This is a genomic window from Streptomyces sp. NPDC015139, assembly GCF_043079785.1.
Taxonomy (GTDB): domain Bacteria; phylum Actinomycetota; class Actinomycetes; order Streptomycetales; family Streptomycetaceae; genus Streptomyces; species Streptomyces albidocamelliae.
Window position 1 is genome coordinate 171,019 of sequence record NZ_JBIBUW010000008.1, and the last position, 25,669, is coordinate 196,687.

The following is a 25,669-nucleotide window of genomic DNA, read 5'->3' on the forward strand; positions in this document are numbered from 1 at the left end:
GACGGGGCAGGGGGGTCAGGTGGCGCGTCCCGTCGCCGCGCGGTCGGCCTCGCCCCCGGCGCCGAGCAGCCCGGTGGGGACGAGCGGTTCCCCGGCTTCCAGCCGGGCCAGTTCACGGCGGGACAGGCGCAGGACCAGTGGGGGCAGCACCGCCCGTACCGGTTGCACCAGACGCAGCCACGGCGGCGCGTACACGGCGGTGCGCCGGCGTTCCAGCCCGCGTACGAGACGACCGACGACGGTCTCGGCGCTGTACACCCGCCGGGCGGGGGGCGGCATGTGGGCGCGGAGTTCACGCAGTGCGGCCTGCCGGTCACCGTCGCGCACCATGTCGGTGTCGGTCCAGTTGACGTAGGCGATGCCCACGCCGACACCCCGGTGGGCGACCTCGGCCCGCAGCGCGTGCGCGAAGGCCTCCACGCCGGCCTTGGAGGCGCAGTAGGCGCTCATTAACGGGGCGGCGCCGAGGGAGGCGAGGGAGGCGACCTGGAGGTAGTAGCCCGCGGTGGCGTACAGGTCGGGCAGGAACACCCGCGCCGTCTGCGCGCTGCCGGTGAGGTTGACGTCGATCACCCGCCGCCAGTCGGCGGGGTCGGTCGCGTCGAACGGGCCCGCCTCCGCGATGCCCGCGTTGGCGATCACCGCCGACGGCGGACCGAGCCGGGCGCGCACCTCGCGCGCGGCCGCCTCCAGCGCGGGCAGGTCGGTCACGTCGGCGCCGAGTGCCAGGGCGGGCGCGGGAAGGCTCGCGGCGACCTCCTCCAGGAGGTCCTTCTCGTGGCCGAGGAGTGCCGTGCCGGCTCCCCGCGCCGCCAGCTCGCGGGCGAGCGCGGCACCGATGCCGCGTGCGGCACCGGTCACCACGACCGTCCGGTTCTTCAGGGGGCTGCTGCGCACGGGAGGGCCTTTCTGTCCTGCGGACCGGTCACCGGTCACCGGGCGTGCCCGCGGAGGCGGGCGTCCGGCACGGTTCACCACTCGGTGGCGCCGGGCAGCGCCGAGTGGTCCGGATGACCGGCGGTACGGCGGGCTTCCTTCATCTCCGCCTCGTACAGGTGGTCCCGGCCCTGGGCGAGTTCGTCGACCGCGCTGCGTTCGAGTTCGCGGAACGGCCGGTAGTAGGTGTCGTCGTAGGCCTCGACGATCTGGAACGTCCAGTGGCCGGGGACGACGTTGCGGCCGAGGATCTCGGACTGGACCTTGTCGGCCCACTCGGGATGGCCGGCCTCCCTCAGCAGTCGTACCGCCCGGTCCAGTTCCAGGTCGGCTCCGCCGGTCAGCTGGTGGAAGCTGTAGAGATGGCCGCGGGCCCGCTCGGTGGTCTCCAGTGCCTTGGACAGGGATCCGAGGGCCTCGACGGTCTTGTCGCTGACGCCGTCGGGCCGCCGGTGCCGGCGGTCGGGTCCGTCCTGGTGCTCGCTCATGGCGCTCCCTTGGTGCGGTGGCCGGGGTACCGGCCCGTGGGACTCGGTGCGTACCGCCTCTGTGCACCTCTTCTCGCTGTGTCGGATGTCCGGATGCGCCGGCCGGAACGGCCGGTCAGACCGGGTGCCCGGTCCGGTCGCGGCGGCTGAGCAGACGCTGGGCGCGGACCAGTCCGGGTGCCCGGTGCGCGCGCAGTGCGGCGCGGGCGGCGTTGGCGCCCGGGGCACCGTGCACACCGCCGCCCGGGTGCGCGCCGGCCGAGGCCAGGAAGAGTCCCGCCACCGGAGTCTCCGGGCGGCCGGTGCCGGGTACCGGCCGGAAGACGAGCTGCTGGTGCATGGCGGTCGTACCGCCGTTGATGGCGCCGCCGCGGAGGTTGGCGTCCAGTTCCTGGAGGGTGGGCGGGGCGAGGACGCGGCGGGCGCGGATGCGGGAGCGGAACCCGGGGGCGAACCGCTCGACCTGCCGTTCGACGCGGTCCGCCATGCGCTCCCGGTCCGTGGGTCCCCAGTCGCCGGTGATGCCCTCGTCACCGGCGTCCGACCGGATGTCGTGCGGGACATGGGTGTAGGCCCAGGCGGACTCGGTGCCCCGGGGGGAACGGGCGGGGTCGGACAGGGTCATCTGGCCGAACAGGGCGAAGGGGCGGTCGGGTACCTGGTGCATGGCGATCTGCGCGGCGAAGCGGGTCAGCTCGTCCATGCCGTCGGCCAGGTGGACGGTCCCGGCCCGGCGGGCCTGCTCGGCCTGCCACGGCACCGGCCCGTCCAGTGCCCAGTCGACCTTGTAGGTGGCGAAGTCCCACTGGAAGCGCCGCAGGTCCTCCATGAGTTGCGCCGGCACGTGCTCGGGTCCGACGAGTTCGCGGTAGAGGACGGGTACGGCCACGTCGGCGAGCACGGCCCTGCGGGCGGGCACCGTCTCCCCGCCGGCGGTCCGCACCCCCACGGCCCGTCCGTCGCGTACGGCGACGGCGGCCACGCGCTGCCCGCAGCGCACCTCTCCCCCGTGCGCGGCCAGACGCCGCACCAGCGCCTCGGTGAGGGCGCCGGAGCCGCCGACCGGCACGGGGAAGCCGTACGTCTGTCCGAGCATCGACATCAGCCAGCCGAAACCACCGCTGCCCGCCGACTCGGGGGTCAGGTCCGCGTGCAGCGCGTTGCCCGCCAGCAGCAGCCGGCCGCCCTCGCCGCGGAACTCCTCCTCGCCCAGCCGGCGCACCGGCAGGACCAGGGAGCGTGCGGTGCGCAGACCGCCCGCGGCCCGCAGTCTCAGGGCCAGCCGGGTGGTCGCCCGGACCGGCGGGAACGGGGTGAACAGGGCGCCCAGCAGATCCGAGCGGATGGTGTCCCACAGGTCCCACAGGCGCCGCCAGGCCGCTCCGTCGCCGGGCGCGAACGCCTCCAGCGAGTCGGCGGTGGTGTCGATGTGCCGGTCCAGGACGGCGCACCGGCCGTCGCTCAGGGGATGCGCCAGCACGTGCGGCGCGTGGCTCCAGCGCAGCCCGTGGTCCTGAAGGCGGAGCGCGGACAGGATCGGGGAGGCGGCCGCCAGCGGGTAGAAGGAGCTGAAGAGGTCGTTGACGAAGTCCGGGTCGACACCCCGGTCGTGGCGGACCGCGCCGCCCGGCTCCGGCTGCTCCTCCAGGACCTGGACGCTCCATCCGGCGTCGGCCAGCAGGTTCGCTGCCACGAGTCCGTTGGGGCCCGCCCCGATCACCACGGCGTCAGGCATGGCGGGCCCCTCCGCTGCGCGGCAGGCGCCGGGCGGCCCGCCCCCGGTCGCGTTCCCCGTCCTCGCACGCTCTGGCGAGGCGGGCGAGCATGGCGCGGTGGCGCAGCTGTATCAGCGCTTCGAAGCCGACGTTGTGCAGGGCCCCGCCGGCCCCCTGGAGGGGGTGTTCGTCGACGATGACCAGGCAGTGCTCGCCCCACTCGCGCAGTTCGATCGCGATGCGGGCCGTGCCGAGGATGCCCGCGTGGGCCTCCAGTTCCAGGAGGGAGCCCTCCTCGCAGTGCCGTACGACGGTCTCGTTGCCCACCCGGAACGGGCCGAGCCGTACCTGGTAGCCGATCGACGCCTCCCGCTCCGGCCACCGGCCGAGCCTGGGGGACGCGGACGACGTGCCCACCACCCATTCCGAGTACCTGCTGCCGTCGGCGAGGACCTCCCACACCGCTGCGGGGCTGGCTTTGATCAGGCGATGACGTACGGCCACGAACGCCTCCGGTCTCACGGGCTCGGGTCGGAACCCCGGCCGAGTGCCCCGGACACCCTCGCCCCAACCCGCGCAACCGGCCCTGGTCGGGGCCGGGGAGGCCGAGCGGCAGCGTCAGTGGCCGGCCCCGTGTCCGGCCGTCACCGCCTTCAGCTCGGCGAGTGACGCCCGCAGCAGGCTCGCCATCTCCCCCTCTTGGGCCGCCGCGATCCAGCGTTCGAAGCCGACCTTGAACACGGCCACCCCCGCCTCGGCGGCGAGGCTCGCGGCCGGCTCGGTGACCCCGCGGCCACGCAGGGCGCCGGCGACCGCGGCCGACATCGAGGCGAGTTTGATCAGCTCGCGCTCCTGGAGTTCCGGGTTGGCCACGACCACGGCGTGCCGTCGGCGCGCGTGCTCCCACCGGTCGGCGAACGCCCCGGAGACCGCGTCGAGGCCCGCCGCCAGCGCGTCGACCGGTGCCGCCCCCTCCGGAGCGTCGGCCACCGCCCGCACGAAGAGGTCCTGCAGCTCACCCGAGCCGGCGAAGAGCACCTCGCGCTTGTCGGCGTAGTGCCGGAAGAAGGTGCGCTCGGTCAGGCCGGCCCGCTTGGCGATCTCCGCCACGGTGGTCTGTTCGTACCCGTGCTCGCTGTAGAGCTCCAACGCCGCTTCCGCCAGGCGCCCCCGCGCGTTCGGCTCCCATCTGCCCATGGGCCGATCGTACGCGATGACAGTGCCTGACATCAGGGGTAGGGTCGATGACAGTAACTGACATCGAATGGTCCGGGAGCTTTCCCATGCGCATTTTCGTGACCGGCGCGTCCGGCTGGATCGGATCCGCCGTCGTTCCCCAGCTCATCGGCGCGGGCCACCGGGTCGTCGGGCTGGCCCGCTCCGACACCTCCGCCGCCGCGCTCACCGCGGCCGGGGCGGAGGTGGTCCGCGGCACCGTCGACGATCTGGACGTCCTGCGGGGCGCGGCCGCCGCGTCGGACGGCGTGATCCATCTCGCCTTCAAGCACGACATCGCCTTCACCGGCGACTTCCAGGGCGCCGCCGAGGCCGACCGCCGGGCCGTGGACGTCTTCGGGGAGGCTCTCGCCGGCACAGACCGCCCCCTCGTCATCGCCTCCGGCGTGGTCGGCCTCGTGCCGGGGCGGGTGGCGACCGAGCGGGACCGGCCGACCGTCGACGGCTCACCCGTCTCGATCCGGTCGGCCACCGCGCAGGCGGCGCTCGACCTCGCCTCAAGGGGCGTGCGTTCCTCCGTGGTGCGGCTCTCTCCCACGTGCCACGGCGAGGGCGACCACGGCTTCATGGCGGCCCTGGTCGCGATCGCCCGCGCCAAGGGGGTGTCCGGCTACATCGGCGACGACGCCAACCGCTGGCCGGCCGTCCACCGTCTCGACGCCGCCCGGTTGTTCCCCCTCGCCGTCGAGAAGGCGCCCGCCGGATCGGTGCTGCACGCGGTGGCCGAGGAGGGTGTGGCGATCCGTGACGTCGCCGAGGTGATCGGGCGTCACCTCGGCCTGCCGGTCGCCTCCGTGACCCCGGAGGCCGCGCCGGAGCACTTCACCTGGCTGAGCGGCTTCCTGGGCACCGACGTCCCGGTGTCCGGCAGGCTGACCCGCGAGCTCCTGGGCTGGGAGCCGACCCGCCCGGGCCTCCTGGCCGACCTCGACGCGGGCCACTACTTCCGGGCACCCGCCACCACGGGCGCCTGACCGACGGGAGGGCCCGCTCCGCCACGGAAGGCGTGCGGCACCGAACGACCGTCGACGACGCAGCCGCGTCCACCGGGCGGTGGGCAGCCTCGGAGCCGGCGGGGGCCCCGACACGCTTACCGCTTCGGCCACTTGCTCACCGCAGGGGGCCGTCGGCCACAGCGGCTCGGTCGGGCGGTGGGCAGCCTCGGAGCCGGCGGGGGCCCCGACACGCGTACCGCTTCGGCCACTTGCTCACCGCAGGGGGGCCGTCGGCCACAGCGGCTCGGTCGCCGCATCCTCGGCCGCCCGCAGCACCCGCAGGACGTTGCGTCCGGTGAGGGCCTCCAGTTCGGTCCGGGACCAGCCCCGGCCGGCGAGTTCCCCGAGCAGCACCGGGTAGCCGGAGACGTCGGCGAGGCCGGCCGGCTGATGGTCGACGCCGTCGTAGTCCCCGCCGAGGCCGATGTGGTCGACGCCTGCCACGTCGCGGGCGTGTTCCACGTGGTCGGCGACCTCGGCCACGGTCACCTCGGGCCGCGGATGCGCCTCCAGCCAGCGGCTCAGGCGGTCGTCGGAGGATGTGTCGAACAGGTCCGCGTGCTCCTCGGCGACCGCCGCCGGGTCCTCGCCGGGGCGAGGCGCACGCGGCCACCGCCACGCGTCGGCGGCGAGCCCGAGGCGTTCGCGCTCCGCCTGCAACTCCTCGGCCCACGAGCTGACTCGCGCCGATATGAAGTAGGGCACGAAGGTCAGCTGGATGACCCCGCCGTTGTCCCGGAGGAGTTCGAGAACCGGGTCGGTGACGTTGCGCGGATGGTCGTTGAGCGCCCGGGCCGACGAGTGGCTGAACAGCACCGGCGCGGTCGAGGCGGCGAGGGCCGCACGCTGGGTGGACTCGGCGACGTGCGAGAGGTCGACGAGGATCCCGGTGCGGTTGAGGTCGGCGACGATCGCGCGCCCCGTGTCGTCGAGGCCGCCCACACCGGGCTCGTCGGTGGCCGAGTCGGCCCAGGAGGTGTTGTCGTTGTGTGTCAGGGTCACATAGCGCACCCCGAGCCGCGCGTACGACCGCAGCACGCCCGGCGACTCCGCGAGGCTGTGGCCGCCCTCCACACCCAGCAGCGAGGCGATCCGGCCGTCGGCGAAGGACTTCTCGACGTCGGCGGCGGTGTAGGCGATGCGCAGGGCGTCCGGGTAGCGGGCGACGAGCCGGTACACGGCGTCGATCTGTTCCAGGGTCGCCACGACCGCCTCGGGCTCGGGCAGTTCGGAGGAGACGTACACGGACCAGAACTGTGCGCCGACGCCTCCCGCGCGCAACCGGGGCAGATCGGTGTGCAGATCGGGCCGGCCGTCCGCGAGGCCCTCGACGCTGTAGCCGGAACGGGCGCGCAGGGCCACCGGCAGATCGTTGTGACCGTCGACGACGGGCGTGCTCCGCAGGGCTTCGGCTACGACATCGGTCATGGACTCGGACTCCTTCGTCGACGGAAACGGTCTGCCGGCGCGCCCGGCCGAACTCGTGCGGGGGTGGGGCGGCCACCGCCGCCGTGTGCGCTCCTCCCCCGCGTGCCGCCCGGTGCCCGGGCGGCGGCGCCGGACCCGGTGATCCTGCCCCGGCGGGGCGCGGCCACACGGCCCGCAACTCCCGCCGGGCGAAGGCCGCCCCGGGCCGCCGGCCGGCGGCGTGAAGCGGACGCCCTTCTTCATCCCTGTGTCATCGCGCGTTATGGACCCTGACCCTCGCCCCGGGCACCTTGGCGATGTGCCGCTGGGGCACCCCTGAGACGAGGACGGGGCGAATGACACCGATCAGCCGAAGAGGCTTCGTGGGGCTCGGCGCTTCCATGGCAGCGGGTGTGACGCTCGGCGCCGGCTCGCGTACGGCGGCTGCCGCACCTGCGACGGCGACGACGACCGGCACGATCAAGGACGTTCGGCACGTGGTGATCCTCATGCAGGAGAACCGCAGCTTCGACCACTACTTCGGCCGCCTGAAGGGTGTCCGCGGCTTCGACGACCGCAGTGGCATCACCCTGAACGGCGGATACAGCGTCTTCAACCAGCCCAACGGTACGGGCCGCCAGTACCCGTGGAAGCTCAGCGCGACCCCGCCCGCGGGCGGCAAGGACGGCGAGACGCTCGCACAGTGCAACGGCGACCTGCCCCACTCGTGGTCCTCGCAGCACTCCGCCTGGAACAAGGGCCGGATGGACAACTGGGTCGCGGGTGTCGGCAACGTCCGCTCCCTCGGCCACCTCGACCGGTCCGACATACCGTTCCACTACGCCCTCGCCGACAACTACACGATCTGCGACGCCTACTTCTGCTCCACGCTCAGCGCCACCGGCCCCAACCGCACCTACCTGTGGAGCGGCAAGGTCGACCAGTCCAGCTACGACGGCGGCGACGAGTCCGGCCTGACCTGGCAGAACTACGCCGAGGCCCTGCAGAGCGCCGGAGTGACCTGGAAGGTCTACCAGAACGCGGCGGACAACTACGGCGACAACGGCTGCGCCTACTTCAAGACCTTCGCGAGCGCCAGGCCGGGCAGTGCGCTGTACGACCGGGGCATGTCCTCCGTACCGAGGGCCACCGGCTCGACCCCGGACGACATCGCCGCCGCGATCAGGGCGGACGTCGTCGCGGGCACCCTCCCGCAGGTCTCCTGGGTCGTCCCCAACCAGGCCTTCTCCGAGCACCCCTACGCCCCGCCCGGCGACGGCGCCCACTTCGTCGGCCTCGTCTACCAGGCCCTCGCGGCCGACCAGGACGTCTTCGACTCGACGGTGCTCTTCCTCAACTACGACGAGAACGACGGCTTCTTCGACCACGTGCCCCCGCCGGCGCCTCCCGCCGGTACGGCCGGTGAGTTCCTCAACGGGGTGCCGTACGGTTTCGGCTTCCGCGTCCCCATGATCGTCGTGTCGCCGTGGACCCGCGGCGGCTGGGTCTCCTCGGAGGTGTTCGAGCACACCTCGGTGCTGCGCTTCCTGGAGACCTGGACGAGCGCGCTCGGCACCCCCGCCACGTGCCCCAACATCAGCGACTGGCGCCGCAGGGTGAGCGGCGACCTCACCGGGGTCTTCGACTTCGCCCGTCCGGTGTACGGCCCGGTGACCCTGCCGGCGACCGGTGTCCTCGGCATGAGCACCTGCGGTCCCCTGCCGAACCCGGTGCCCACGAACAACGCCCTGCCCGCCCAGGAGAGCGGCACGCGCCCGGCGCGTGCGCTGCCGTACCAGCCGAACGGCCGGCTGGACCGCCTGGAGTTCGGGGCCGCCGGGAAGATCACCGCCTGGTTCACCATGTCCAACCAGGGCGCGCCGGCGTCCCGGGCGGCACACTTCTCCCTCCATCCGGGCGCCTACCGGGACACCACGCCCTGGCAGTACACCGTCGACGCGGGCGGCACCGCCTCCGACTGGTTCTCCATCGGCGCGGGCTACGGCGACGGCAGGTACGACCTGACGATGCTCGGCCCGAACCGTTTCCTGCGGCGCTTCAAGGGCGACGCGACCAAGGCGGGCAAGGGGGCCGAGGTGAGCACCCGTTACGCCGTGGAGCCCGGCACCGGAAAGCCGGCGGTGTACGTCAGGATGACCAACTCGGGTTCGGCGTCGGTGAAGTTCACCATCACCTCGAACCACTACCGCAGCGACGGCCCGTGGACGTACACCGTCGCCGCGGGTGCCTCCGCGGAGGACTTCTTCAACGCCGTCGCGTACCAGAACGGCTGGTACGACTTCACGGTGACCGTCGACTCCGACGCCACCTGGTCGCGGCGGTTGACCGGGCACCTGGAGACGGGCGCGACGAGTGTGAGCGGCTGACCTTCACCGGGCCGTCCGGACGCTCAGGGCTTCGACGGCCCAGTCGACCACCGGTCCGAGGGGCTGCGGCGCGGGCCAGCCGTTGACCACGGCGAGCAGGTGGACGTACCGGTCCCGCCGCGGATCCCTCGCGGCCCGGAGCCGGTGAAGGAGCCACGCGGGCAGCCGGGCGTCGTCGGGACGGCCCACGGCGGCCGCGCAGCGCGAGGTCAGCGCGGCCACGACGGGGTCGGCCCGCGGTGATGCGGGGTCGACCCCCGAGGCGAGGGCCGGCGCCACCGCGTCGCGGGCCAGGGCCACGACGTCCGGCCGCGGGGGTCCGGCGGTGCCGCCCCCCTGTCCGGCCGCGAGCTCGTCCAGCAGGCGCCGGAGGCCGGAGCGGAACCCCGGGTCCGTGGACATCTCCGCCAGCTCCACCCAGGCCGCGACCTGCTCCTCCGTGGGGCGGTCGGGGAGTTCAGGGGTCAGGGAGCGCCGGATCCCGGTGCTTCCCGGGTGGGGCGGTGCGCCGTCGAAGACCGCGCCCAGGAAGTCGTCCACCAGGCGGTGTCGCTCCGCCTCGGACAGGGTGGCGAGCCGGTGCATGCGTTCCATCCCCTCGATCGTGGGTTCCCCGGTGGCCGCCGCCGCGGTCAGCACCGCACGCCGCAGCCGCAACCCCGTGATCTGCACGTCGAGGGCGGCGGCGTGCTCCGTGGCGACCTGGCCGAGCGTGAGTTCCTGGTCCACGACCCGGCGGACCGCGTCGAGGCCGAGGCCGAGGTCGCGCAGTGTCCGGACGAACGCCAGGCGCGCCACGGCGTCCTGGCCGTAGCGGCGGTAGCCGGCCGGGGTGCGGTCGGCCGGCGGCACGATGCCGCGGTCCGAGTAGAACCGGATCGCCTTGACGGTGAGCCCGGTGCGCCGGGCCAGTTCGCCTATCGAGTACAGGGTTGGGCCGTTCATGCCTCCAGCTTGGTGTCTCCCCCTGCGGGAGACTCAAGCGCGCCGGGTCGGCGGGCGGACGCGCCGGCCAGCAGCTCGAGGACGGCGCGGAGCCGCCGGCGGGCCTCCTCGTCGGTGATGAGGCCGTCCGGGCCGACCATGCCCCGGTCCACCGGGACCCGGACGCAGGCCGCCTCCACGATGTCGGCGCCGGTGTAGCCCAGAACGGACCGCAGTGTGGCCTCGGCGCCCTGCCCGCGGCCCGGAGCCGCCGCGTTGACCCACCCGGCGGGTTTGTCGCAGATCTCGGTGCCGCCGACGGTCCAGTCCAGCAGATTCTTGAACGACCCCGGCAGCGTGCCCGCGTACTCGGGCGTGCAGACGAGGACCGCGTCCGCCCGCTCGATCGCCGCCCGCAGTTCGGCCACCGAAGGGGGCAGGGGGTCGTTGTCGTCGTCGGGATTGAAGTGCGGAAGCCCGGCGAGGCCGTCGTAGAACGAAGTGGCGACCCCGGCGGAGGGACCCACGGCCTGCGCGGTACGCAGCACGGTCTCGTTGGTCGACCCGGCCCGCAGGCTCCCCGACAGCAGCAGGATCATCGGCAGTGAACTCACCCGATCAACCTACCTCGGAGCCCCACACCCGGTCGGACCTCGCGACGACTGCCCTGAGTTCGCGCGCCGAGCGGGCCGGGAGGGCGCGCATCACGGTGTCGAGGAGCGCACGCGCCTCCCGGGGATCACCGCCGCAGCAGTCCCCGTGCGTGCTGCCCCACTCGTGGTCCTGCCACAACAGGCGCTCGGGGGTCTGGACGTAGTCCTTCCACAGGCGCACGGCCGTGGCGACCTCTCCCGGTCCCCAGTGGGTCCGCGCGCGTTCGAGGCGGTCGATCTCACCCAGCGCACCGCGGGACAGACCGTCGATCACCGTCGTCCTGGCGTGCGTCCGGTACCGCCGGGGAAGGGCGGTCCGGACCTCTCCCGGCCGTCTACGCGGCACGGGCCTTTCGTATCGTGGTCATGCCGCACATGATGACACCGGAGCCCACGGCGCCTCCATGGATTTTCCGGCCGGGTGGGTCAGCCGGTGGCGGTCGCGAGGGCCTTCGGCCTTCGCCGTACCTCGGCGAGTACCCGGGCGCCCCGGTCGGGGGCGGTGTCGAGGCGCCCGAGGACGGACGGCGCCGCGATCGCGGGAAGCAGGTGGTTGAAGAGCGCCGACATCCGCGCGTCCAGATCGGTCCAGCCCGCCACGCCCTGGGAGACGAACTGGACCCCGATCCAGGCGCCGAGGAAGACCTGGGCGGACTCCTCCGGGACGACGTGCGAGAGCACCTCGCCGCGCTCCTTGGCCTCTTCCAGCACACGGGCGGTCAGTTCGGCCCAGGCCGGCCAGGCGCTGCCGAAGACGTCGCGTCCCTGGAGGTCCGCGGAGAGCCGGACCCCGGCGAGCAGCATGGGCTCCTGCGGCAGGCGCTTGGCCAGGGTCATGCCGGCGTCCACCCACTCCTGCAACTTCAGTTCGCGGGGCAGGTGGTACTCGGTGGTGATCTGCTCCTGGAGCACGCCCTGGGCGAGGGCCGCCTTGGAGTCGAAGTGGAAGTACAGGGCGCCCTTGGTGACGCCGGCCCGCTGGAGGATCTCGGCGATCGTGGCCGCCGCGTACCCGCGCTCCGCGAAGACGGCCGCCGCGGCTTCCAGAACAGCGCGTCGGGTCCGGACAGCTCGCTCCTGCTGAGCCATCGACCCTCCTCAAGCTGAAGATTAAACCAACCAGCTCGTACCATACCGCACGGCGATACGGCAAGGAGGCCGCGGTGACAGGGCCACCGCGGCCTCCTCGGAGCCTTCGCCGTACGCCCGGTCCGCGACCGGGGGACGGTCTCACCGGGTCGTCAGCATGCCTTCCCGGAGCCGCTTCAGGGTGCGCGACAGCAGACGCGACACATGCATCTGGGAGACGCCCAGGCGTTCGCCGATCTGCGCCTGGGTCATCTCCTCGACGAAGCGGAGATGCAGGATCAGGCGGTCCCGCTCGGGCAGTTCGGCGATCATCGGGGCCAGCGCGTGGAAGTCCTCGACCAGTTCCAGCGCGGTGTCCTCGGTCCCGAGGAAGTCCTGCAGCGCCGTCTCCCCGTCCTCGCTGCTGTTGATGGCCGCGTCGAGGGAGGCGGAGTTGTAGCCGTTCGCCGCGAGGCGGGCCTCGACGACCTCGTCCTCGGACAGGCACATCAGCTCGGACAGCTCCTTGACCGTGGGGGTACGGCCCAGGCGGCTGCGCAGCTCCTCGGTCGCGCGGGCCAGCTGGACGCGGGCCTCCTGCAGGCGCCGGGGCACGTGCACGGCCCAGGACGTGTCGCGGAAGAACCGCTTGATCTCGCCCACGATGTACGGCACCGCGAAGGAGGTGAACTCCACCTCACGGGACAGCTCGAACCGGTCGATCGCCTTGATCAGACCGATCATGCCGACCTGGACGATGTCCTCCATCTCCTCCGCACCCCGGCTGCGGAACCGCGCCGCCGCGAAACGGACGAGGGACATGTTCATCTCGATCAGCGTGTTGCGCGCGTACTGGAACTCGGGCGTCCCCTCCTCCAGCACCGCGAGCTGGTCGAAGAACACCTTGGACAGCGCCCGCGCGTCCCGGGGAGCCACGCTCGACGGGTCGACGAGTTCCGGCAACTCGGCTGCCGTTCGCGTGTCCTGACCCGCCACGGTCTGCGTCGTCATGGTGTTCCCCTCCCGGATGGGTCCGTGTCTGCGGTGTTGTCAACGACACGCCGCGTACCCGCACAGTCGCCATGCATGCCTGTCCCGGCCGAGATCGACGGCGGCCCGGCGGCTCCACCGGAAGAATCCGGCCGACATGCGGGCGGGCAAAGAGGGCATCCGGTTGGTCAAGCGAAAACCAAGAAATGTGGGGGCCGTTCGGCCCGACAACCGTCAACACTGGAGTTGTCATGACGAGTTACGGCAGTCACTCTGCCAGTTCCTCCCGTTCGGGCACCAACGGTCTGGCGATCGCGAGCCTGTGCTGCGGCATCGTCGGGCTCTTCATCCTGAACATCGTCCTCGGCCCGCTGGCGATCGTCTTCGGCGCCGTGGCCCGACGGCAGGCGGCGGTGAAGAACGGCGCGGGCATGGCGAAGGCCGGCATCGTCCTCGGCATCGTCGACGTGGTGCTGTGGCTGGTGCTGTTCTCCGTCGCCGCGCACAACGGCGGATTCAGCTGGCACGTGGGCGGCTGACGCCCGACCGGGCACGTCGTACGGGGTGCGGTCCACCTGCGCAGGTGGGCCGCGCCCCGGCGTATGGGCGGCACCGCCCGCGCGGAGCGCCGCGCCACGTGCGGGGCGGCGCCGGGCGCGCGACGATGGTCGTACCGCGGCGACGAAGGAGGACACCGTGTGCCGCCTTTTCGGGCTGAGCAGCTCCCCCTTGCGCACACCCGCCACGTTCTGGCTGCTGGACGCCCCCGACAGCCTCAGTGCGCAGAGTCACCGCGAACCCGACGGCACCGGTCTGGGGTTCTTCGCCCCGGACGGGACGCCCGAGGTGCACAAGGCACCGATCGCCGCCTACGAGGACCGCGCGTTCGCGCGGGAGGCCCGGCAGGTGGAGTCGGCCACCTTCATCGCCCACATCCGCTTCGCCTCGACCGGCGGCCTGGACGTCCGCAACACCCATCCCTTCGAGCAGCAGGGGCGGCTGCTCGCGCACAACGGCGTGATCGAGGGGCTGGACGAACTCGACCGCCATCTCGGCGACGACCTCTCCCTGGTGCAGGGCGACACCGACTCCGAGCGCTTCTTCGCCCTGGTGACCCGGGAGATCGCGGCGAACAGCGGCGACGTGTCCGCCGGGATCGCCGCGGCGGCCCGCTGGACCGCAGGCAATCTGCCCCTGTACGCCCTCAACATCATTCTCGTCACCCCGAGTGAACTGTGGGCTCTGCGCTATCCCGCCACGCACGAGCTGTACGTCCTCCGGCGGCCGGCGGGCGGACATCACGGCTCGCGGCATCTCGACCACACCGGCAGTCACGGCCGGATGCGTGTGCACTCGCCGGGTCTGGGCGATCGTCCCGCCGTCGTCGTGGCCAGCGAGCCCATGGACGAGAACCCGCACTGGCGGCTCATGGAGCCCGGCGAACTGCTGCACGTCGACGAGCACCTGCACACCACGTCCCGTCTCGTCCTGCCCGACCCGCCCGCCCATCCCCTCACCCTCGCCGACCTGCGCCCCACCGCGGCGGCCTCCCAGCGGACGGGGTAGCGCGGCGGGCCCGGCCGCAGGCCCCGGGCAGGTGTCGGACCGGGAGCCGGGGGCATCGGCGAAGTATGGGGACACAGTCTTGGGCACTGCATGGACGGTTTCGGGCCCGCCGGGCGGCCGACAGCACGGCGATGGCGGTGGCGGCCCGGTCGGGATTCGCGGCACGCGGGCTGATCTACGTACTCGTGGGAGTCATCGCGCTCCAGATCGCCTTCGCCGGGGACGGCGGCGGGCAGCAGGCCGACCGCGGCGGTGCCCTCGGCGAGCTGGCCGACAAGCCGTTCGGGTCGGTACTGCTGTGGGTCGTGGGCGTCGCGCTCGCCGGCATGGGGCTGTGGCGCCTGTCGGAGGCCGTGTTCGGCGGGACGGGACCGGACGGTTCCAAGCTGTCGAAGCGCGCGGCCAACGCCGGCCGGTTCGTGTTCTACGCCTTCCTGTCGTACTCGGTGCTGAGTTACGCGGCCGGGGCCCGGGGCAGCGGCAGCGGCTCCTCGGACAAGCAGTCCGACGACGTCACCGCCATGGCGCTCAAGTGGCCGGCGGGCCAGTGGCTCGTCGGTGTGGCAGGGCTCGTCGTGGTGGGCGCCGGCCTGTGGATCGCGTTCCGGGCGGTGCAGCGGAAGTTCCGGGAGGACCTGCGTACCGGGGAGATGTCGAAGCGGACCAGGCAGGTGACCGACTTCCTGGGCGTCACGGGCGGGTCGGCGCGCGGCCTCGTCTTCGCGGTGGCCGGCGTCTTCGCCGTCGTCGCGGCCGTCCAGCACCGGCCGGGCAAGGCCAAGGGCATGGACGACACCCTGCGCGCGTTCCGGGATCTGCCCGCCGGTCCCTGGCTGCTCGCCCTGATCGCGCTCGGTCTGGCCGCGTTCGGGCTCTTCTCGTGGTGCAACGCGCGCTGGCGGAAGATCTGAGCCGACGGCCCGGCCTCGGGTCCGCGGACGCGGAGACTTGGCCGTCCGGGACGTGATCCGGCTCACCGGGCGGAGACTTGCGCAACCTCTAAACTGTCGGCCGTGGAGACGACCGAAGTGACCGGCTGGCAGATCGCGGTGCTCGACGGAGGGCCCGCGCACGGACTGCGGATGAAGGTCTCCGACCGGCCGCGCACGATCCAGGTGAGCTGCCCCTGCCAGGTGGAGGGCGCGTCCGTCGAGGGCATGCGCGCGGAAGCGGTGTACGTCTACCGCCGCGACTACACCGTCACCGAGGAGCCCCTGCGCTACGGCTTCGACATCGCCAGTCCCTGACCGGCCCGGCTCACTCGTCGGAGTCGGGCTTGCTCCGTGCCGCCGCGTACGCCTGCGACGGCGTCATCGAGACCCCGTTCAGGGAGACCGTCCGGTAGGGACTGACCTTGGCGCACGTCTTGGCCTCGGCCGCCGTGGAGGCGTGTGCGTGGGAGACCGCGGCCTCGGTGTCGGCGGGCGCGGGTGAGGAGCCGCCGGGATAGCCGGTGCCGTTCGGCCAGTCGCTGCCGATCACGAGGATCAGGCCGGTGCCGGCCCCCTCCCTCAGATGGGACGCGGGCAGTCCCAGGGCCTCGCCGACCGTCCGGGCGGCGTCCTTGCGACCGGGGCCGTAGGTGAGGGTGGTGGTCGTCGCGGGGCTCGGGGCGTTGGCCGTGGTGGCGGAGCTGAAGCCCTGGTCGACGAGGGCGGCGGCGACGGCGGAGGCGCGGCCGGTGATCGAGGTGCCGTTCTCCACCGTCACGGCGATCTCCGACGCGGGCACCGGCGAGGCGGTCGCCCCGGCCTTCGCGGTCGCGGACGCCGCCCCGGACTTCTTGCCGGACCCGGTGGTCAGGGACTGGTCGCCGGCGATGGTCGAGAACAGGGTCTTCGCTCCCGGGCCCACCACCAGGCGGTTGTCGTCGGCCGGGTCCGGGGCCGTCTGCATGGTCGTGAAGGTCATCCGCTTGGTGGGGACCTTGTTCACGTCGTCGGCCAGCGCGATCAGCTTCTTCACCGTGCCCAGGCCGTCGTCCACGGTCAGCGCCTTGGTGGCGGCGTCGGCGAGGGAGTAGACCGCGGTGGGGTCGGTGAGCGTGCCGGCGCTCTTGAACTTGCGCATCATCGCGCTGAGGAAGATGTGCTGCGAGAGGGTCCGGCCCAGGTCGCTGCCGTCGCCGAAGCCGTGCCGGGAGCGGACGAACTCCAGGGCCGCGACTCCCTTGAGGGTGTGGGTCCCCTTGGACAGCTTCAGGTGGGAGTAGGTGTCGTAGACGTCGTCGCTGACGCACACGGAGACCCCGCCGACCGCGTCGGACATCTTGACGACGCCCGAGAAGTCGAGCTTCACGAAGTGGTCGATGGGGATGCCGGTGAGCTGGTGCACGGTGGCCACCTGGCAGGCGGGGCCGTACTGCAGCGCGCTGTTGATCTGCCCGTAGTAGCCGTTCGTCGCCTGGCCCGTCTCCCGGTCCTTGCAGGCCGGGACCTTCGTCATGGTGTCGCGCGGGATGCTCATCACGGTGGCGTTGGAACGGTCCGCGGATATGTGCATCACCATCTGCACGTCGGCGTTGCTTCCGGTCTGCACGCCGGTGGTCCGGCAGCCGCCGCCCAGCTTGCAGTCGGTCTTGCTGGTCCGCCCGTCGGAGCCCATGACCAGGATGTTGATCGGGGTGCGGCCGAACGCGTCGGCCTTCTCCGTGCCGCCCTTGCCGTCGAGCGAGACGCTGTGGATGTTGCCGTTCAGGTGCTCGTAGAACCACCAGCCCGCGCCCGCGGTGAGCACGACCAGTACGGACAGGCATATCGCGAGGACCTTCAGGATCCGCCTGCCCCGGCCCGCCCGACGGCCGCGGTGGGGCCGCCGGCCGCCGGCGGAGCGGGCGGCGAGCCGGGCCGCGGCCCGGCCGCCGGAGGGCCTCGGCCCGTCGGAACCGGTCGTACGCTGTCCGGGCACCCGCGCGCCACGGCTGCGCGTGACCTGACCGGAAGGACCGTCCCACGGGTCGCTCATCTGCACTCCCAGGAACGGTCGGGCCCGTCGGGCCGGGCCGTCCGGTGGGCGGACGGGAACGCGCGGCGGTGTGCGGGCAGGTGAAGGGGCGGTTCACCTCGGTTGCGTAGTTGCGCAATCTAACAAACCCGTGGCGCGAACCGTACAGATCCACACGCAATTCACAGGTGAGGCATCTCATGCGCGCCGCGCCGCCGAGCAGGTGGTCTCAGGCTCCGGTCCCGCGCAGCCGGTCCGCTCCCGCGGTGCGGTGGCGCGGCCGTGCCGTCAGCTGACGGACCATGACCCGGACCAGGGTGACGACGTCCGGATCGTCGACGTAGTACACCTGCCGGCGGCCCTCGCGGCGGGAGCGTACGAGGCCGGCGAGTCTGAGTTTCGCCAGGTGCTGGCTGACGGCGGGCAGGGCTCCGCCCACCCGGTCGGCCAGATGCGTGACGTCGCTCTCGCCCTGCGACAGGGCCCACATCAGGTGCAGGCGGGCCGCTGAGGCGAGCAGGCCGAACGCCGCGGCGGCATCCGACAGCACCTCGGCGGGCGGATCCTCGAAGCCGGTGCCGTCGTCCGTCACGGTTCCCTCCCGTCCACGCTCGTCACCGTCGGGGCACACACGCTCACCAAGTGTAGGCGCGGCCTTGGGGGTCCCTCCGGCGGGGTGTCACCTCCGGACGGACGGCGCGGACCGCGGCCCCCGTGAGCGTGCCGCGATGTCGAGCGGGCACACGTATGCCATCTACGACGAAGGGGTGGCCTGCCAGCCATGGAGATATCCGGGATCATCAGCGCACTCGTCATCGGTATCGTGATCGGTGTCCTGGGACGGCTCGTCGTCCCCGGCCGTCAGCACATCGGCATTCTCTGGACGATCGTGGTCGGCATCGTCGCCGCCTTCATCGGAACCGCCGTCGCGGCCGGACTCGGTGTCGCCGACACCAAGGGCGTCGACTGGATCGAGTGGCTCATCCAGATCGCCCTCGCGGCGCTCGGCGTGGCCGCCCTGAGCCGGGTCCAGGTGCGGAACTGAGGGCGCCCGCCGGGACGCGGCCCGTCGTCGGCCGGCACAGCCCGAACCCCCGCCGGAGAAGAGGATCCGGCGGGGGTTCCCGCATGTGCGGCCCCTCCGGTTCTTTTCACCCCTAAGGGTGAATCGATGGATGGATGTCCGGACTCCTCCCGCCTCGTGCGGTGTCCTGAGGAACGCGGCCACCTCGCGCCGCTTCGGGTCCGGCCGTACCAGGACAGGGGGGCGGAAGGTATGCGGCTCTTCGTTCTGTGCGCTTGGCTGCTGACCGCGGGTCTGGGCGGCTACCTGGCCGCCGTGTGGATCCGCCACGGCGGGCTGCGCCAGCGCACACCGGGTGTGACACGGCTGCCGTTGTGGCTCGTGCTGGGCCATGTGGCCCTTGCCGTGACCGGCCTCGCCGCCTGGACCGCCTATGTCGTGGGCGGGGTGCGCAGTTCGGCCTGGGCGGCCTGTGCGGTGGTGCTGATCGTCGCCGCGTTCGGCTTCATGATGCTGCTGCGCTGGCTGCCGAGTTCCGGTCGCCATTCGCAGGGCGGTGCCACGGCGGAACGGCACTTCCCGCTCACGGCGGTGGTCGCCCACGGCACCACGGCCGGCGCCACCGTGCTGCTCGTCCTGCTCGTCGTCCTGCGCAGGATGTGACCGCGCGGGGCCGTGCTCAGCCGCCGATGTCCGAGGGCGCCACGGTGCGGTAGCGAGGGGCGAGGGACCGCCCGGAGCCCTCGCGCAGGGCGAGTTCCGCGGCGGCGAGACGATCCACGGCCGCCGCCTCTCGCAGACCGGGCACGCACACCGCCTCGCCGGAGTCGAGCGCGGCCAGGGACGCGGTGACGACGTCGGACGCCGCCATCCCGCCGTCGTCGTGGACCCGTTCCGCGCCCGGTACGGGAGCGTCGCCCGACGTGAGGTGGAACTCGGTGGCGGTGAGACCGGGGCAGACGACCTGGACGTGCAGCGGCGTGCCGGCGAGTTCGGCGGCCAGGGTCCTGGTGAACGTCACCAGGTAGCCCTTGGTGCCTCCGTAGACGGCCCGGTGCGGCAGGGGGCCGGGGGTCAGGTCCCCCGCGAACGCCAGCAGCGAGGCGACGTTGACGACCGTGCCCCGGCCGCGCGCCAGCATGCCCGGGACGGCCGCGCGCGCCAGCACCGTGGGCACCACGACGTTCACGTGGAGCACCTTGGTGAGCAGGGCCGCGTCGACCTCGGCGAACGGCCCGTACCCGTTGATCCCGGCGTTGTTCACCAGCAGGGTCACGTCGTCGGCGGCGGCTCGCGCCTCGACGCGGGCGAGATCGGCGGGCCGGGCGAGGTCGGCGACCAGCGTCTGAACGGCCGCTCCCGTGTGTTCGCGCAGCCGGTCCGCGAGCGCGGTGAGCCGTTCGGCCCGCCGGGCCACCAGGGCGAGGTCCCAGCCGCGCTCGGCCAGTTGCCGGGCGTACTCGGCGCCGATGCCCGACGACGCTCCGGTCACCAGGGCCGTGCCGGGTGTCTGGTCCCAGGTCATCGACCCGCTCCTTCCCTCGACGGCGCGACGGCGCGTCCCGGACGTGATGCCGGGGCGGCCTTCGTCGCGCTGCCGGGTTTCCGGCACCGGCGCGGGCGAAACCACGCCCGCACGCCGGGCGCTCCCGGGCCGGCGTGCCGTTTCCGCCGTGCCGCGTCCGTCAGTGGGCGGCGCTGTCGCCGACGTCCCGGACGGGGTCGTCCCAGAGGGCGATGCGGGCGGTGATGCGCTTGCCGACCGGTTCCCGCCGTACCTCGAAGCCCTGGACGACGGCCATCACGATCTCCAGACCGTGCTGGCCCACCCGGCCCGGGTCGGCGGCCCTGGCCACCGGCAGGACGGGATCACTGTCCCAGACCTCCGTCTCCACCGCGCCGTCGGCGATGCGCAGGACCAGCAGCACCGGTCCGGGCGCGTACTTGCAGGCGTTGGTGACCAGCTCGCTGACGACGAGCTGGGTCAGATCCATGGTGCGGGCCGTCACCGGCACCCCGTGGGCCGCCTGCGCGCGGGCGAGGAACACCCCCGCCCGGTCGCGGGCCCGTGCGATGCACCCGCCGTCGCCGCCGTCCAGCTCCACCGCCAGCTGCAACGGCTCGCGGCGCGGCCCCAAGAGCCCCTCACCGAGGGAACCCGATTCCTTCCGGACATACTTCGTCACCCCGTTCACAGAGCCGCGTGTACCCGGGTTCCCGGTCCGCACGCCTGCCGATCGAGGACGGGTCCGTCAGGCATCCTCCGCGCGATCCTGGGCAGCCAGGGGGGAGGGGGAAGCTGTGGTCAAGGATCGTCGAGCGTTGTCGAGGAACGCGTGGCAGACACTGCACACATATACGAAGCAGCCGAACCGGACGGGCTGTCGATCAGCCGTGCCGTCGTCGATGGCGTCGCCGTCGTGACGCTGGCCGGTGAGATCGACCACCACACCTCGGGTCTGCTCCGCCAGGCCCTGGCGCCCGACCCTCCGGGGACGGCCCGTACGGTCGCGGACTTCGCCGGTGTCGCCTTCATGGACTCCAGCGGCATCAACGTCCTCATCGGCGCCCACCAGGCCCATGATCCCGGCGGGTGGCTGCGGCTGGCCGGCGTCCGCAGGCCCGTCCTGCGGACCCTGGAGATCGTCGGCCTCACCACGCTCATCGACTGCTACCCGGACGTGCGGGAGGCGATGGCGGCCTGATCCGGCCCGCTCATCCGGTCGCGTCGTCCAGGGCGGCCGCGTCCCCGCCGGCGGCGGGCGGCGGCACGGCCGGCGGGTCCCCGCTCTCGGTGTGCGCCGTCCCGTGGGACTTCCCCCCGGCCGGCGCGGGACGGCGTACGAGGAGGCCGCTCACCTCGTACGACATCTCGCGCGTCCCGGGAGCGGGCGCCGGGTGGTAGCGGCCCGCGCACACCGAAAGGTTGACGATGAGGTACGCGTGCCAGCGACGGCCCACCCCGCGCCGGTCCGCGAAGACCCGGGTGCCGTTCACCCACCAGACGACGGACTCGGCCCCGAACTCGGTCCTCAGGTCGATCCAGGCACCGGGCCGTACGGCGTCGCTGCGGAAGGCGGAGCCGGTGTCGCGCACATGGTTGCCGAATTCCAGCAGGTCCGGATTGTCCGGGTGGTACTCGAAGACGTCGATCTCCTGGTCGCCGTCGCGCCAGGTCCAGATCGCCGGCCACGCCCCGACCTCGCGGGGCAGCCGCACCCGGGCCTCCAGCACGTCTCCCGAGCGGACCATGAACGACTGGTCGCTGCCCTCGGTGGTCAGCAGCCCCGTGTTCCACCTGCCGTCCCGTCTGCGTACGGCCCGGAAGAGGCCCGTGCGGCAGTAGGAGGGGTCGGTCACGAGGTAGTCCAGTTTGTCGTCGTCCGGGTTCACCGGGCCGCCGCCGGGATAGGCCCATGAGCGGCCCTCCACCCACTGCTCGGTGGAGGCGAAGTCCGCCGTGAAGACGACGTCGGTCGGGGACGGGGTGCGCGGAGCCGGGAACGGGCTGCCCGGATGCGGTTGCTGCATGCCGTGTTTCTCACCGGCTGCCTTCCGGTCATGCGCCGACACTCCGGCCGGCCCTCGGGAACCACCCCTTCGAGGGACGGCGCACCGAAGGGGGGCGGGGTCGCGGGACCCGGCCGTGCGCCCCTGGTGCCCGAGCCGATTCCGTGGTGTGCTGGTGGTGGCGGGAAGGACCCGAAACAGACGCGGGGAAGCGGCCGGGAGCCGCGCACCGCGCAATCAGGATCCGCGAGAAGCGGATGGCCCTTCCCGCCCTCCCCTGTCCGCACGGCCCGGCGCACGGCGTCGCCTCCCGGCCCGGGCGGGTACCGTCGCTCAGGCTCCGCTCGGGGTCCCCCAGCGCGGCCCGATCCGCTTCCACTCCTCGTCCCACTCGGCCATGCGCCGGCGGATGAGCCGGTTGCGCACGACCCAGCCCGCGGCCCAGACGGCGGCGGCGGCCGACGGGGCGACGATGGCACCGGTGAGGGCCGCCTGGGCGTCGGCCGCGGACCCGGTCACGGGGGCGGGCACGACGTGGTCCGAGCGGTTGGCCCACACCGTCAGCCGGCTCCCGGCGGGGGCGCCCGGGAAGACCTTGGCCCGGTCGGTGTGCACCGAGCCGTCGGGGTCGGTCCAGCGCACGGCCGCCCAGACCCGCCCGTCGTCGTACCCGGTCGAGGACGGCGGGGTCCGCGCCGCGTCGTCGGTCAGCACGGCCGACACCGAGTGCAGCTGGGCCCGGCGCGCGGCGAACGCCGCGTCGGAGGACTGTGCCGCCAGGATGCCGGCGAGGGCCCCTCCGACGAGGACGAGCACCCACGTGGCCAGGACGATCCAGGCCTCGACGACGTCGCTGTGGCGTTTGAGCGGGTTGCGGCGCCATCGCCACAGCCGTACCGGGGTGACCGTTGTGGGAGGTGTCCGGGTCATCGTCACCGCCTCCTCTCGTGCGCCGGCGGCCACGCCTCGGGGCGTACCCGTGCGCTCGGCGTCCGGCGCGCCCGGACCGGGGTCCGGGTGCCGGGGCGGCCGGCCGGCGCGCACCGCGCGCCCGCTTCGCCCGGCACGAAACCCGCGAGGCGGACGGCGAGCGGCACCGGGACGGTCTCCCGGCTTCGGCCACCGAGGGTCACTACACCATCGTGCACCTCCCCCCGGATCCCGGCCGTCCGAGAGAGCGGTCGCAGGGAACGGACGGTCCCGGCGGCCGGCGCGCGATGCGCTCAGCCCTCCCAGGTCCAGTCCGCGACCTCGGGCAGATCGGTGCCGTGGGCGCGGATCCACGCCTGGTGCCGGGTCCGTGCGTCCGCCATGGCCTGGCGTACGGCGGCGGCCCGCACCGCGAGCCCGGGCACCCGGTCGATGACGTCCATGACCAGCCGGTAGCGGTCGAGGTCGTTGCGTACGACCATGTCGAACGGCGTGGTGGTGGTGCCCGACTCCTTGTATCCGCGCACGTGCAGGTTGCCGTGCCCGATGCGGCGGTAGGCGAGGCGGTGGATCAGCCACGGATAGCCGTGGTAGGCGAAGATCACCGGCTTGTCGGCGGTGAAGAGGCCGTCGTACTCGAAGTCGCTCATGCCGTGCGGGTGGTCGTCGCGCGGCAGCAGCCGGGTCATGTCGACCACGTTGACCACCCGCACCGCGAGGCCGGGCAGGTGGCGGCGCAGCAGTTGGGCGGCGGCCAGCACCTCCTGCGTGGGCACGTCACCGGCGCAGGCGAGGACCACGTCGGGTGCGCCGCCGTTCTCGGTGCCGGCCCATTCCCAGATTCCGGCGCCGCGCGCGCAGTGGTCGCGGGCCTGCTCCATCGTCAGCCAGTCGAAGCAGGGCTGCTTGCCGGCCACGATCACGTTGACGTAGTCGCGGCTGCGGAGCGCGTGATCGGCGACCGACAGCAGGGTGTTGGCGTCCGGCGGCAGGTAGACGCGGACCACCTCGGGGCTCTTGTTGAGGACGTGGTCGACGAATCCGGGGTCCTGGTGGGAGAAGCCGTTGTGGTCCTGGCGCCAGACGTGGGAGGTCAGCAGGTAGTTGAGCGAGGCGACGGGAGCCCGCCAGGACAGGGTGCGCGAGGTCTTCAGCCACTTGATGTGCTGGTTGACCATCGAGTCGACGATGTGCACGAACGCCTCGTAGCAGGAGAACAGCCCGTGCCGTCCGGTCAGCAGATAGCCCTCCAGCCAGCCCTGGCAGAGGTGTTCGGAGAGGATCTCCAGCACCCGGCCGTGCCGGTCGAGATGTTCGTCCACGGGGAGCGTCGCCGCCTGCCAGGCCTTGCCGCTGGCCTCGAAGACGGCCTGGAGCCGGTTGGAGGCGGTCTCGTCGGGGCCGACGAGCCGGAAGTCCCGGCTCTCCCGGGTGTCCGCCATGACCTGCCGCAGGAGCGAGCCGAGGACCCGGGTGGGCTCGTGCAGGGTCGTGCCCGGTTTGTCGACGGGTACGGCGAAGTCGTCGAGGGACGGGATCGGCAGGGCGCGGACGAGCAGGCCGCCGTTGGCGTGCGGGCTCGCCCCGAGCCGTTTGACCCCCTCGGGCACGCAGGCGACGACGTCGGGGCCGGGCCGTCCGTCGGGTCCGAACAGCTCCTCCGGCCGGTAGGACCGCAGCCACTGCTCCAGTTGTCGGAGGTGGGCCGGGTTGTCGCGGACACCGGCCAGCGGGACCTGGTGGGCGCGCCAGGTGCCCTCGACCGGTACGCCGTCGACCTCGGCGGGGCCGGTCCAGCCCTTGGGGGTGCGCAGGACGATCATCGGCCAGGCCGCGCGCTCGGCGGTCCCCTCCGCCCGGGCGGCGCGCTGCGTGCGCGCGATGCGGTCCAGGGACTCGTCGAGGGCGGCCGCGAGGGCGCGGTGCACCTCGGCCGGGTCGTCGCCCTCGACGTACAGGGGGTCGTGGCCGTACCCCCGGAGCAGCGCGTCGAGCTCGTCCTCGGGGAGCCGGGACAGCACGGTCGGGTTGGCGATCTTGTAGCCGTTCAGGTGCAGGATCGGCAGCACGGCTCCGTCGTGCGCCGGGTCGAGGAACTTGTTGGAGTGCCAGGACGTGGCGAGCGGGCCGGTCTCCGCCTCACCGTCGCCGATGACGCAGGCCACCAGCAGGTCGGGGTTGTCGAAGGCGGCGCCGTAGGCGTGCGCGAGGGAGTAGCCGAGTTCGCCTCCCTCGTGGATCGAGCCGGGCGTCTCGGGGGCCACGTGGCTGGGCACCCCGCCGGGGAAGGAGAACTGCCGGAACAGCCGTCCCATGCCGGCCGCGTCCCGGGACACGTCCGGGTACGTCTCGCTGTAGCTGCCCTCCAGCCAGGAGCCCGCCAGGACGGCCGGTCCCCCGTGTCCCGGCCCCCACACGCACAGCACGTCCAGGTCACGCGCCTTGATCACACGGTTGAGGTGCGTGTACACGAGGTTGAGGCCGGGTGAGGTGCCCCAGTGGCCGAGCAGCCGGGGCTTGATGTGCTCGGCTCGCAGCGGTTCGGTCAGCAGCGGGTTGGCCATGAGGTAGATCTGGCCGGCGGCCAGGTAGTTGGCGGCGCGCCAGTGCGCGTCCAGGGTGCGCAGTTCCTCGTCGGTGAGTGCGGGGGCGTCCGGGTGGACGGCCTTCTCGGTCATGGGAACTCCGATGGTGGTCGGCAGGTCGGGCGGGCTCCGGGTGCGACGGCGAGCGGCGGGTCGTCTGTCGCGGTACCCCGGGCGGGCGTGGTCTCCACCTCCCGGACGGGCGGTCGGGTTCCAGCGTGGTGGCGCGGTGGCGGCCGGGCGAGGGACCGGTGGTCCCCGGCCGGGGCCGACCGGCCCCTCAGCGGCGACGGTGCGCCGGAACGACGTCCG

27 protein-coding genes are annotated in these 25,669 nt (G+C 73.0%); 9 read left to right on the forward strand and 18 right to left on the reverse strand.

The genetic code is table 11. The annotated features are described in order from the left end of the window. Positions 1 to 15: 15 nt before the first annotated feature. From ACF08B_RS22885 to ACF08B_RS22905, 5 genes are all read right to left on the reverse strand, one after another. Positions 16 to 897: an SDR family oxidoreductase gene (locus ACF08B_RS22885; RefSeq protein WP_392319063.1), complete on the reverse strand. Its 882-nt coding sequence runs from the start codon at positions 895 to 897 to the stop codon at positions 16 to 18. A 74-nt stretch (positions 898 to 971) separates the two neighbouring features. Continuing rightward, on the reverse strand, positions 972 to 1,424 hold the full coding sequence (locus ACF08B_RS22890) for a hypothetical protein (protein WP_392319064.1): 453 nt from the start codon (positions 1,422 to 1,424) through the stop codon (positions 972 to 974). 115 nt (positions 1,425 to 1,539) lie between these two features. Then, complete coding sequence (locus ACF08B_RS22895; protein WP_392319065.1) at positions 1,540 to 3,159, reverse strand: phytoene desaturase family protein; 1,620 nt, start codon at positions 3,157 to 3,159, stop codon at positions 1,540 to 1,542. Beyond that, on the reverse strand, positions 3,152 to 3,643 hold the full coding sequence (locus tag ACF08B_RS22900) for an SRPBCC family protein (protein WP_392319066.1): 492 nt from the start codon (positions 3,641 to 3,643) through the stop codon (positions 3,152 to 3,154). Before ACF08B_RS22900 ends, ACF08B_RS22895 begins: the two co-directional genes overlap by 8 nt. A gap of 114 nt (positions 3,644 to 3,757) precedes the next feature. After that, the gene (locus tag ACF08B_RS22905; protein WP_392319067.1) at positions 3,758 to 4,336 is read right to left on the reverse strand and encodes a TetR/AcrR family transcriptional regulator; all 579 of its coding nucleotides are present in this window, start codon (positions 4,334 to 4,336) and stop codon (positions 3,758 to 3,760) included. 86 nt (positions 4,337 to 4,422) lie between these two features. Between ACF08B_RS22905 and ACF08B_RS22910 the strand changes: the two genes are divergently transcribed. Continuing rightward, complete coding sequence (locus ACF08B_RS22910) at positions 4,423 to 5,349, forward strand: SDR family oxidoreductase (protein ID WP_392319068.1); 927 nt, start codon at positions 4,423 to 4,425, stop codon at positions 5,347 to 5,349. Between the two features lie 234 nt (positions 5,350 to 5,583). Here the strand turns inward: ACF08B_RS22910 and ACF08B_RS22915 are convergent, their stop codons facing one another. Next, positions 5,584 to 6,798 carry a dipeptidase gene (locus ACF08B_RS22915; RefSeq protein ID WP_392319069.1) on the reverse strand — a complete coding sequence of 405 codons (1,215 nt, stop codon included), beginning with the start codon at positions 6,796 to 6,798 and terminating at the stop codon, positions 5,584 to 5,586. Between the two features lie 335 nt (positions 6,799 to 7,133). Between ACF08B_RS22915 and ACF08B_RS22920 the strand changes: the two genes are divergently transcribed. Beyond that, positions 7,134 to 9,164, forward strand: a complete 2,031-nt coding sequence (locus ACF08B_RS22920) for a phosphocholine-specific phospholipase C (RefSeq protein ID WP_392319070.1) — start codon at positions 7,134 to 7,136, stop codon at positions 9,162 to 9,164. 3 nt (positions 9,165 to 9,167) lie between these two features. Here the strand turns inward: ACF08B_RS22920 and ACF08B_RS22925 are convergent, their stop codons facing one another. From ACF08B_RS22925 to ACF08B_RS22945, 5 genes are all read right to left on the reverse strand, one after another. Further along, positions 9,168 to 10,109, reverse strand: coding sequence for a MerR family transcriptional regulator (locus ACF08B_RS22925; protein ID WP_392319071.1), 942 nt, complete (start codon positions 10,107 to 10,109; stop codon positions 9,168 to 9,170). Next, a complete protein-coding gene (locus ACF08B_RS22930) occupies positions 10,106 to 10,702 on the reverse strand; it encodes an NADPH-dependent FMN reductase (protein WP_392319072.1) in 597 nt (198 codons plus the stop codon). The genes ACF08B_RS22925 and ACF08B_RS22930 overlap by 4 nt, the downstream gene beginning before the upstream one ends. 4 nt (positions 10,703 to 10,706) lie before the next feature. Next, a complete protein-coding gene (locus tag ACF08B_RS22935) occupies positions 10,707 to 11,087 on the reverse strand; it encodes a hypothetical protein (RefSeq protein ID WP_392319073.1) in 381 nt (126 codons plus the stop codon). A gap of 80 nt (positions 11,088 to 11,167) precedes the next feature. After that, positions 11,168 to 11,830, reverse strand: a complete 663-nt coding sequence (locus tag ACF08B_RS22940) for a ScbR family autoregulator-binding transcription factor (RefSeq protein ID WP_392319074.1) — start codon at positions 11,828 to 11,830, stop codon at positions 11,168 to 11,170. A gap of 141 nt (positions 11,831 to 11,971) precedes the next feature. Further along, complete coding sequence (locus tag ACF08B_RS22945; protein ID WP_392319075.1) at positions 11,972 to 12,820, reverse strand: RNA polymerase sigma factor SigF; 849 nt, start codon at positions 12,818 to 12,820, stop codon at positions 11,972 to 11,974. Positions 12,821 to 13,050: 230 nt separating this feature from the next. Here ACF08B_RS22945 and ACF08B_RS22950 point away from each other — a divergent pair, with 230 nt between their 5' ends. From ACF08B_RS22950 to ACF08B_RS22965, 4 genes are all read left to right on the forward strand, one after another. Then, entirely contained in the window at positions 13,051 to 13,338 is a 288-nt protein-coding gene (locus ACF08B_RS22950; protein WP_093479966.1) for a DUF4190 domain-containing protein, read from the forward strand. 157 nt (positions 13,339 to 13,495) lie between these two features. Beyond that, the gene (locus ACF08B_RS22955; protein WP_392319076.1) at positions 13,496 to 14,365 is read left to right on the forward strand and encodes a class II glutamine amidotransferase; all 870 of its coding nucleotides are present in this window, start codon (positions 13,496 to 13,498) and stop codon (positions 14,363 to 14,365) included. Positions 14,366 to 14,496: 131 nt separating this feature from the next. Beyond that, positions 14,497 to 15,276 (forward strand): DUF1206 domain-containing protein, encoded by a 780-nt coding sequence (locus ACF08B_RS22960; RefSeq protein ID WP_392319077.1) that lies wholly within the window; start codon positions 14,497 to 14,499, stop codon positions 15,274 to 15,276. 102 nt (positions 15,277 to 15,378) lie between these two features. After that, a complete protein-coding gene (locus tag ACF08B_RS22965) occupies positions 15,379 to 15,612 on the forward strand; it encodes a hypothetical protein (protein ID WP_392319078.1) in 234 nt (77 codons plus the stop codon). 10 nt (positions 15,613 to 15,622) lie between these two features. Here ACF08B_RS22965 and ACF08B_RS22970 read toward each other — a convergent pair whose 3' ends face one another. Further along, positions 15,623 to 17,329, reverse strand: coding sequence for an LCP family protein (locus ACF08B_RS22970; protein ID WP_392319079.1), 1,707 nt, complete (start codon positions 17,327 to 17,329; stop codon positions 15,623 to 15,625). Between the two features lie 208 nt (positions 17,330 to 17,537). Beyond that, a complete protein-coding gene (locus tag ACF08B_RS22975) occupies positions 17,538 to 17,900 on the reverse strand; it encodes an ArsR/SmtB family transcription factor (RefSeq protein WP_392319080.1) in 363 nt (120 codons plus the stop codon). 189 nt (positions 17,901 to 18,089) lie between these two features. Here ACF08B_RS22975 and ACF08B_RS22980 point away from each other — a divergent pair, with 189 nt between their 5' ends. Beyond that, a complete protein-coding gene (locus ACF08B_RS22980) occupies positions 18,090 to 18,353 on the forward strand; it encodes a GlsB/YeaQ/YmgE family stress response membrane protein (RefSeq protein WP_392319081.1) in 264 nt (87 codons plus the stop codon). 231 nt (positions 18,354 to 18,584) lie between these two features. Next, a complete protein-coding gene (locus ACF08B_RS22985) occupies positions 18,585 to 18,995 on the forward strand; it encodes a hypothetical protein (protein ID WP_093479961.1) in 411 nt (136 codons plus the stop codon). A 16-nt stretch (positions 18,996 to 19,011) separates the two neighbouring features. Here the strand turns inward: ACF08B_RS22985 and ACF08B_RS22990 are convergent, their stop codons facing one another. Both ACF08B_RS22990 and ACF08B_RS22995 read right to left on the reverse strand, forming a co-directional pair. Next, the gene (locus ACF08B_RS22990; RefSeq protein WP_392319082.1) at positions 19,012 to 19,857 is read right to left on the reverse strand and encodes an SDR family NAD(P)-dependent oxidoreductase; all 846 of its coding nucleotides are present in this window, start codon (positions 19,855 to 19,857) and stop codon (positions 19,012 to 19,014) included. A 160-nt stretch (positions 19,858 to 20,017) separates the two neighbouring features. Beyond that, positions 20,018 to 20,470 (reverse strand): ATP-binding protein, encoded by a 453-nt coding sequence (locus tag ACF08B_RS22995; protein ID WP_392319256.1) that lies wholly within the window; start codon positions 20,468 to 20,470, stop codon positions 20,018 to 20,020. A 198-nt stretch (positions 20,471 to 20,668) separates the two neighbouring features. Here ACF08B_RS22995 and ACF08B_RS23000 point away from each other — a divergent pair, with 198 nt between their 5' ends. Further along, positions 20,669 to 21,037 carry an STAS domain-containing protein gene (locus ACF08B_RS23000; protein WP_392319083.1) on the forward strand — a complete coding sequence of 123 codons (369 nt, stop codon included), beginning with the start codon at positions 20,669 to 20,671 and terminating at the stop codon, positions 21,035 to 21,037. Positions 21,038 to 21,047: 10 nt separating this feature from the next. Here the strand turns inward: ACF08B_RS23000 and ACF08B_RS23005 are convergent, their stop codons facing one another. From ACF08B_RS23005 to ACF08B_RS23015, 3 genes are all read right to left on the reverse strand, one after another. Further along, positions 21,048 to 21,863, reverse strand: coding sequence for a beta-glucanase (locus ACF08B_RS23005; RefSeq protein ID WP_392319084.1), 816 nt, complete (start codon positions 21,861 to 21,863; stop codon positions 21,048 to 21,050). Positions 21,864 to 22,175: 312 nt separating this feature from the next. Next, positions 22,176 to 22,772, reverse strand: a complete 597-nt coding sequence (locus ACF08B_RS23010) for a hypothetical protein (RefSeq protein ID WP_392319085.1) — start codon at positions 22,770 to 22,772, stop codon at positions 22,176 to 22,178. Between the two features lie 293 nt (positions 22,773 to 23,065). Then, positions 23,066 to 25,450, reverse strand: a complete 2,385-nt coding sequence (locus tag ACF08B_RS23015) for a phosphoketolase (protein WP_392319086.1) — start codon at positions 25,448 to 25,450, stop codon at positions 23,066 to 23,068. Between the last annotated feature and the right edge of the window lie 219 nt (positions 25,451 to 25,669).

What these genes read in the sequence shown, in the direction of transcription:
- ACF08B_RS22890 (WP_392319064.1), bottom strand. Translation starts at nt 1,424, where the DNA reads ATGAGCGAGCACCAGGACGGACCCGACCGCCGGCACCGGCGGCCCGAC.
- ACF08B_RS22895 (WP_392319065.1), bottom strand. Translation starts at nt 3,159, where the DNA reads ATGCCTGACGCCGTGGTGATCGGGGCGGGCCCCAACGGACTCGTGGCA.
- ACF08B_RS22905 (WP_392319067.1), bottom strand. Translation starts at nt 4,336, where the DNA reads ATGGGCAGATGGGAGCCGAACGCGCGGGGGCGCCTGGCGGAAGCGGCG.
- ACF08B_RS22910 (WP_392319068.1), top strand. Translation starts at nt 4,423, where the DNA reads ATGCGCATTTTCGTGACCGGCGCGTCCGGCTGGATCGGATCCGCCGTC.
- ACF08B_RS22915 (WP_392319069.1), bottom strand. Translation starts at nt 6,798, where the DNA reads ATGACCGATGTCGTAGCCGAAGCCCTGCGGAGCACGCCCGTCGTCGAC.
- ACF08B_RS22920 (WP_392319070.1), top strand. Translation starts at nt 7,134, where the DNA reads ATGACACCGATCAGCCGAAGAGGCTTCGTGGGGCTCGGCGCTTCCATG.
- ACF08B_RS22925 (WP_392319071.1), bottom strand. Translation starts at nt 10,109, where the DNA reads ATGAACGGCCCAACCCTGTACTCGATAGGCGAACTGGCCCGGCGCACC.
- ACF08B_RS22940 (WP_392319074.1), bottom strand. Translation starts at nt 11,830, where the DNA reads ATGGCTCAGCAGGAGCGAGCTGTCCGGACCCGACGCGCTGTTCTGGAA.
- ACF08B_RS22945 (WP_392319075.1), bottom strand. Translation starts at nt 12,820, where the DNA reads ATGACGACGCAGACCGTGGCGGGTCAGGACACGCGAACGGCAGCCGAG.
- ACF08B_RS22950 (WP_093479966.1), top strand. Translation starts at nt 13,051, where the DNA reads ATGACGAGTTACGGCAGTCACTCTGCCAGTTCCTCCCGTTCGGGCACC.
- ACF08B_RS22960 (WP_392319077.1), top strand. Translation starts at nt 14,497, where the DNA reads ATGGCGGTGGCGGCCCGGTCGGGATTCGCGGCACGCGGGCTGATCTAC.
- ACF08B_RS22970 (WP_392319079.1), bottom strand. Translation starts at nt 17,329, where the DNA reads ATGAGCGACCCGTGGGACGGTCCTTCCGGTCAGGTCACGCGCAGCCGT.
- ACF08B_RS22980 (WP_392319081.1), top strand. Translation starts at nt 18,090, where the DNA reads ATGGAGATATCCGGGATCATCAGCGCACTCGTCATCGGTATCGTGATC.
- ACF08B_RS22985 (WP_093479961.1), top strand. Translation starts at nt 18,585, where the DNA reads ATGCGGCTCTTCGTTCTGTGCGCTTGGCTGCTGACCGCGGGTCTGGGC.
- ACF08B_RS22990 (WP_392319082.1), bottom strand. Translation starts at nt 19,857, where the DNA reads ATGACCTGGGACCAGACACCCGGCACGGCCCTGGTGACCGGAGCGTCG.
- ACF08B_RS23005 (WP_392319084.1), bottom strand. Translation starts at nt 21,863, where the DNA reads ATGCAGCAACCGCATCCGGGCAGCCCGTTCCCGGCTCCGCGCACCCCG.
- ACF08B_RS23010 (WP_392319085.1), bottom strand. Translation starts at nt 22,772, where the DNA reads ATGACCCGGACACCTCCCACAACGGTCACCCCGGTACGGCTGTGGCGA.
- ACF08B_RS23015 (WP_392319086.1), bottom strand. Translation starts at nt 25,450, where the DNA reads ATGACCGAGAAGGCCGTCCACCCGGACGCCCCCGCACTCACCGACGAG.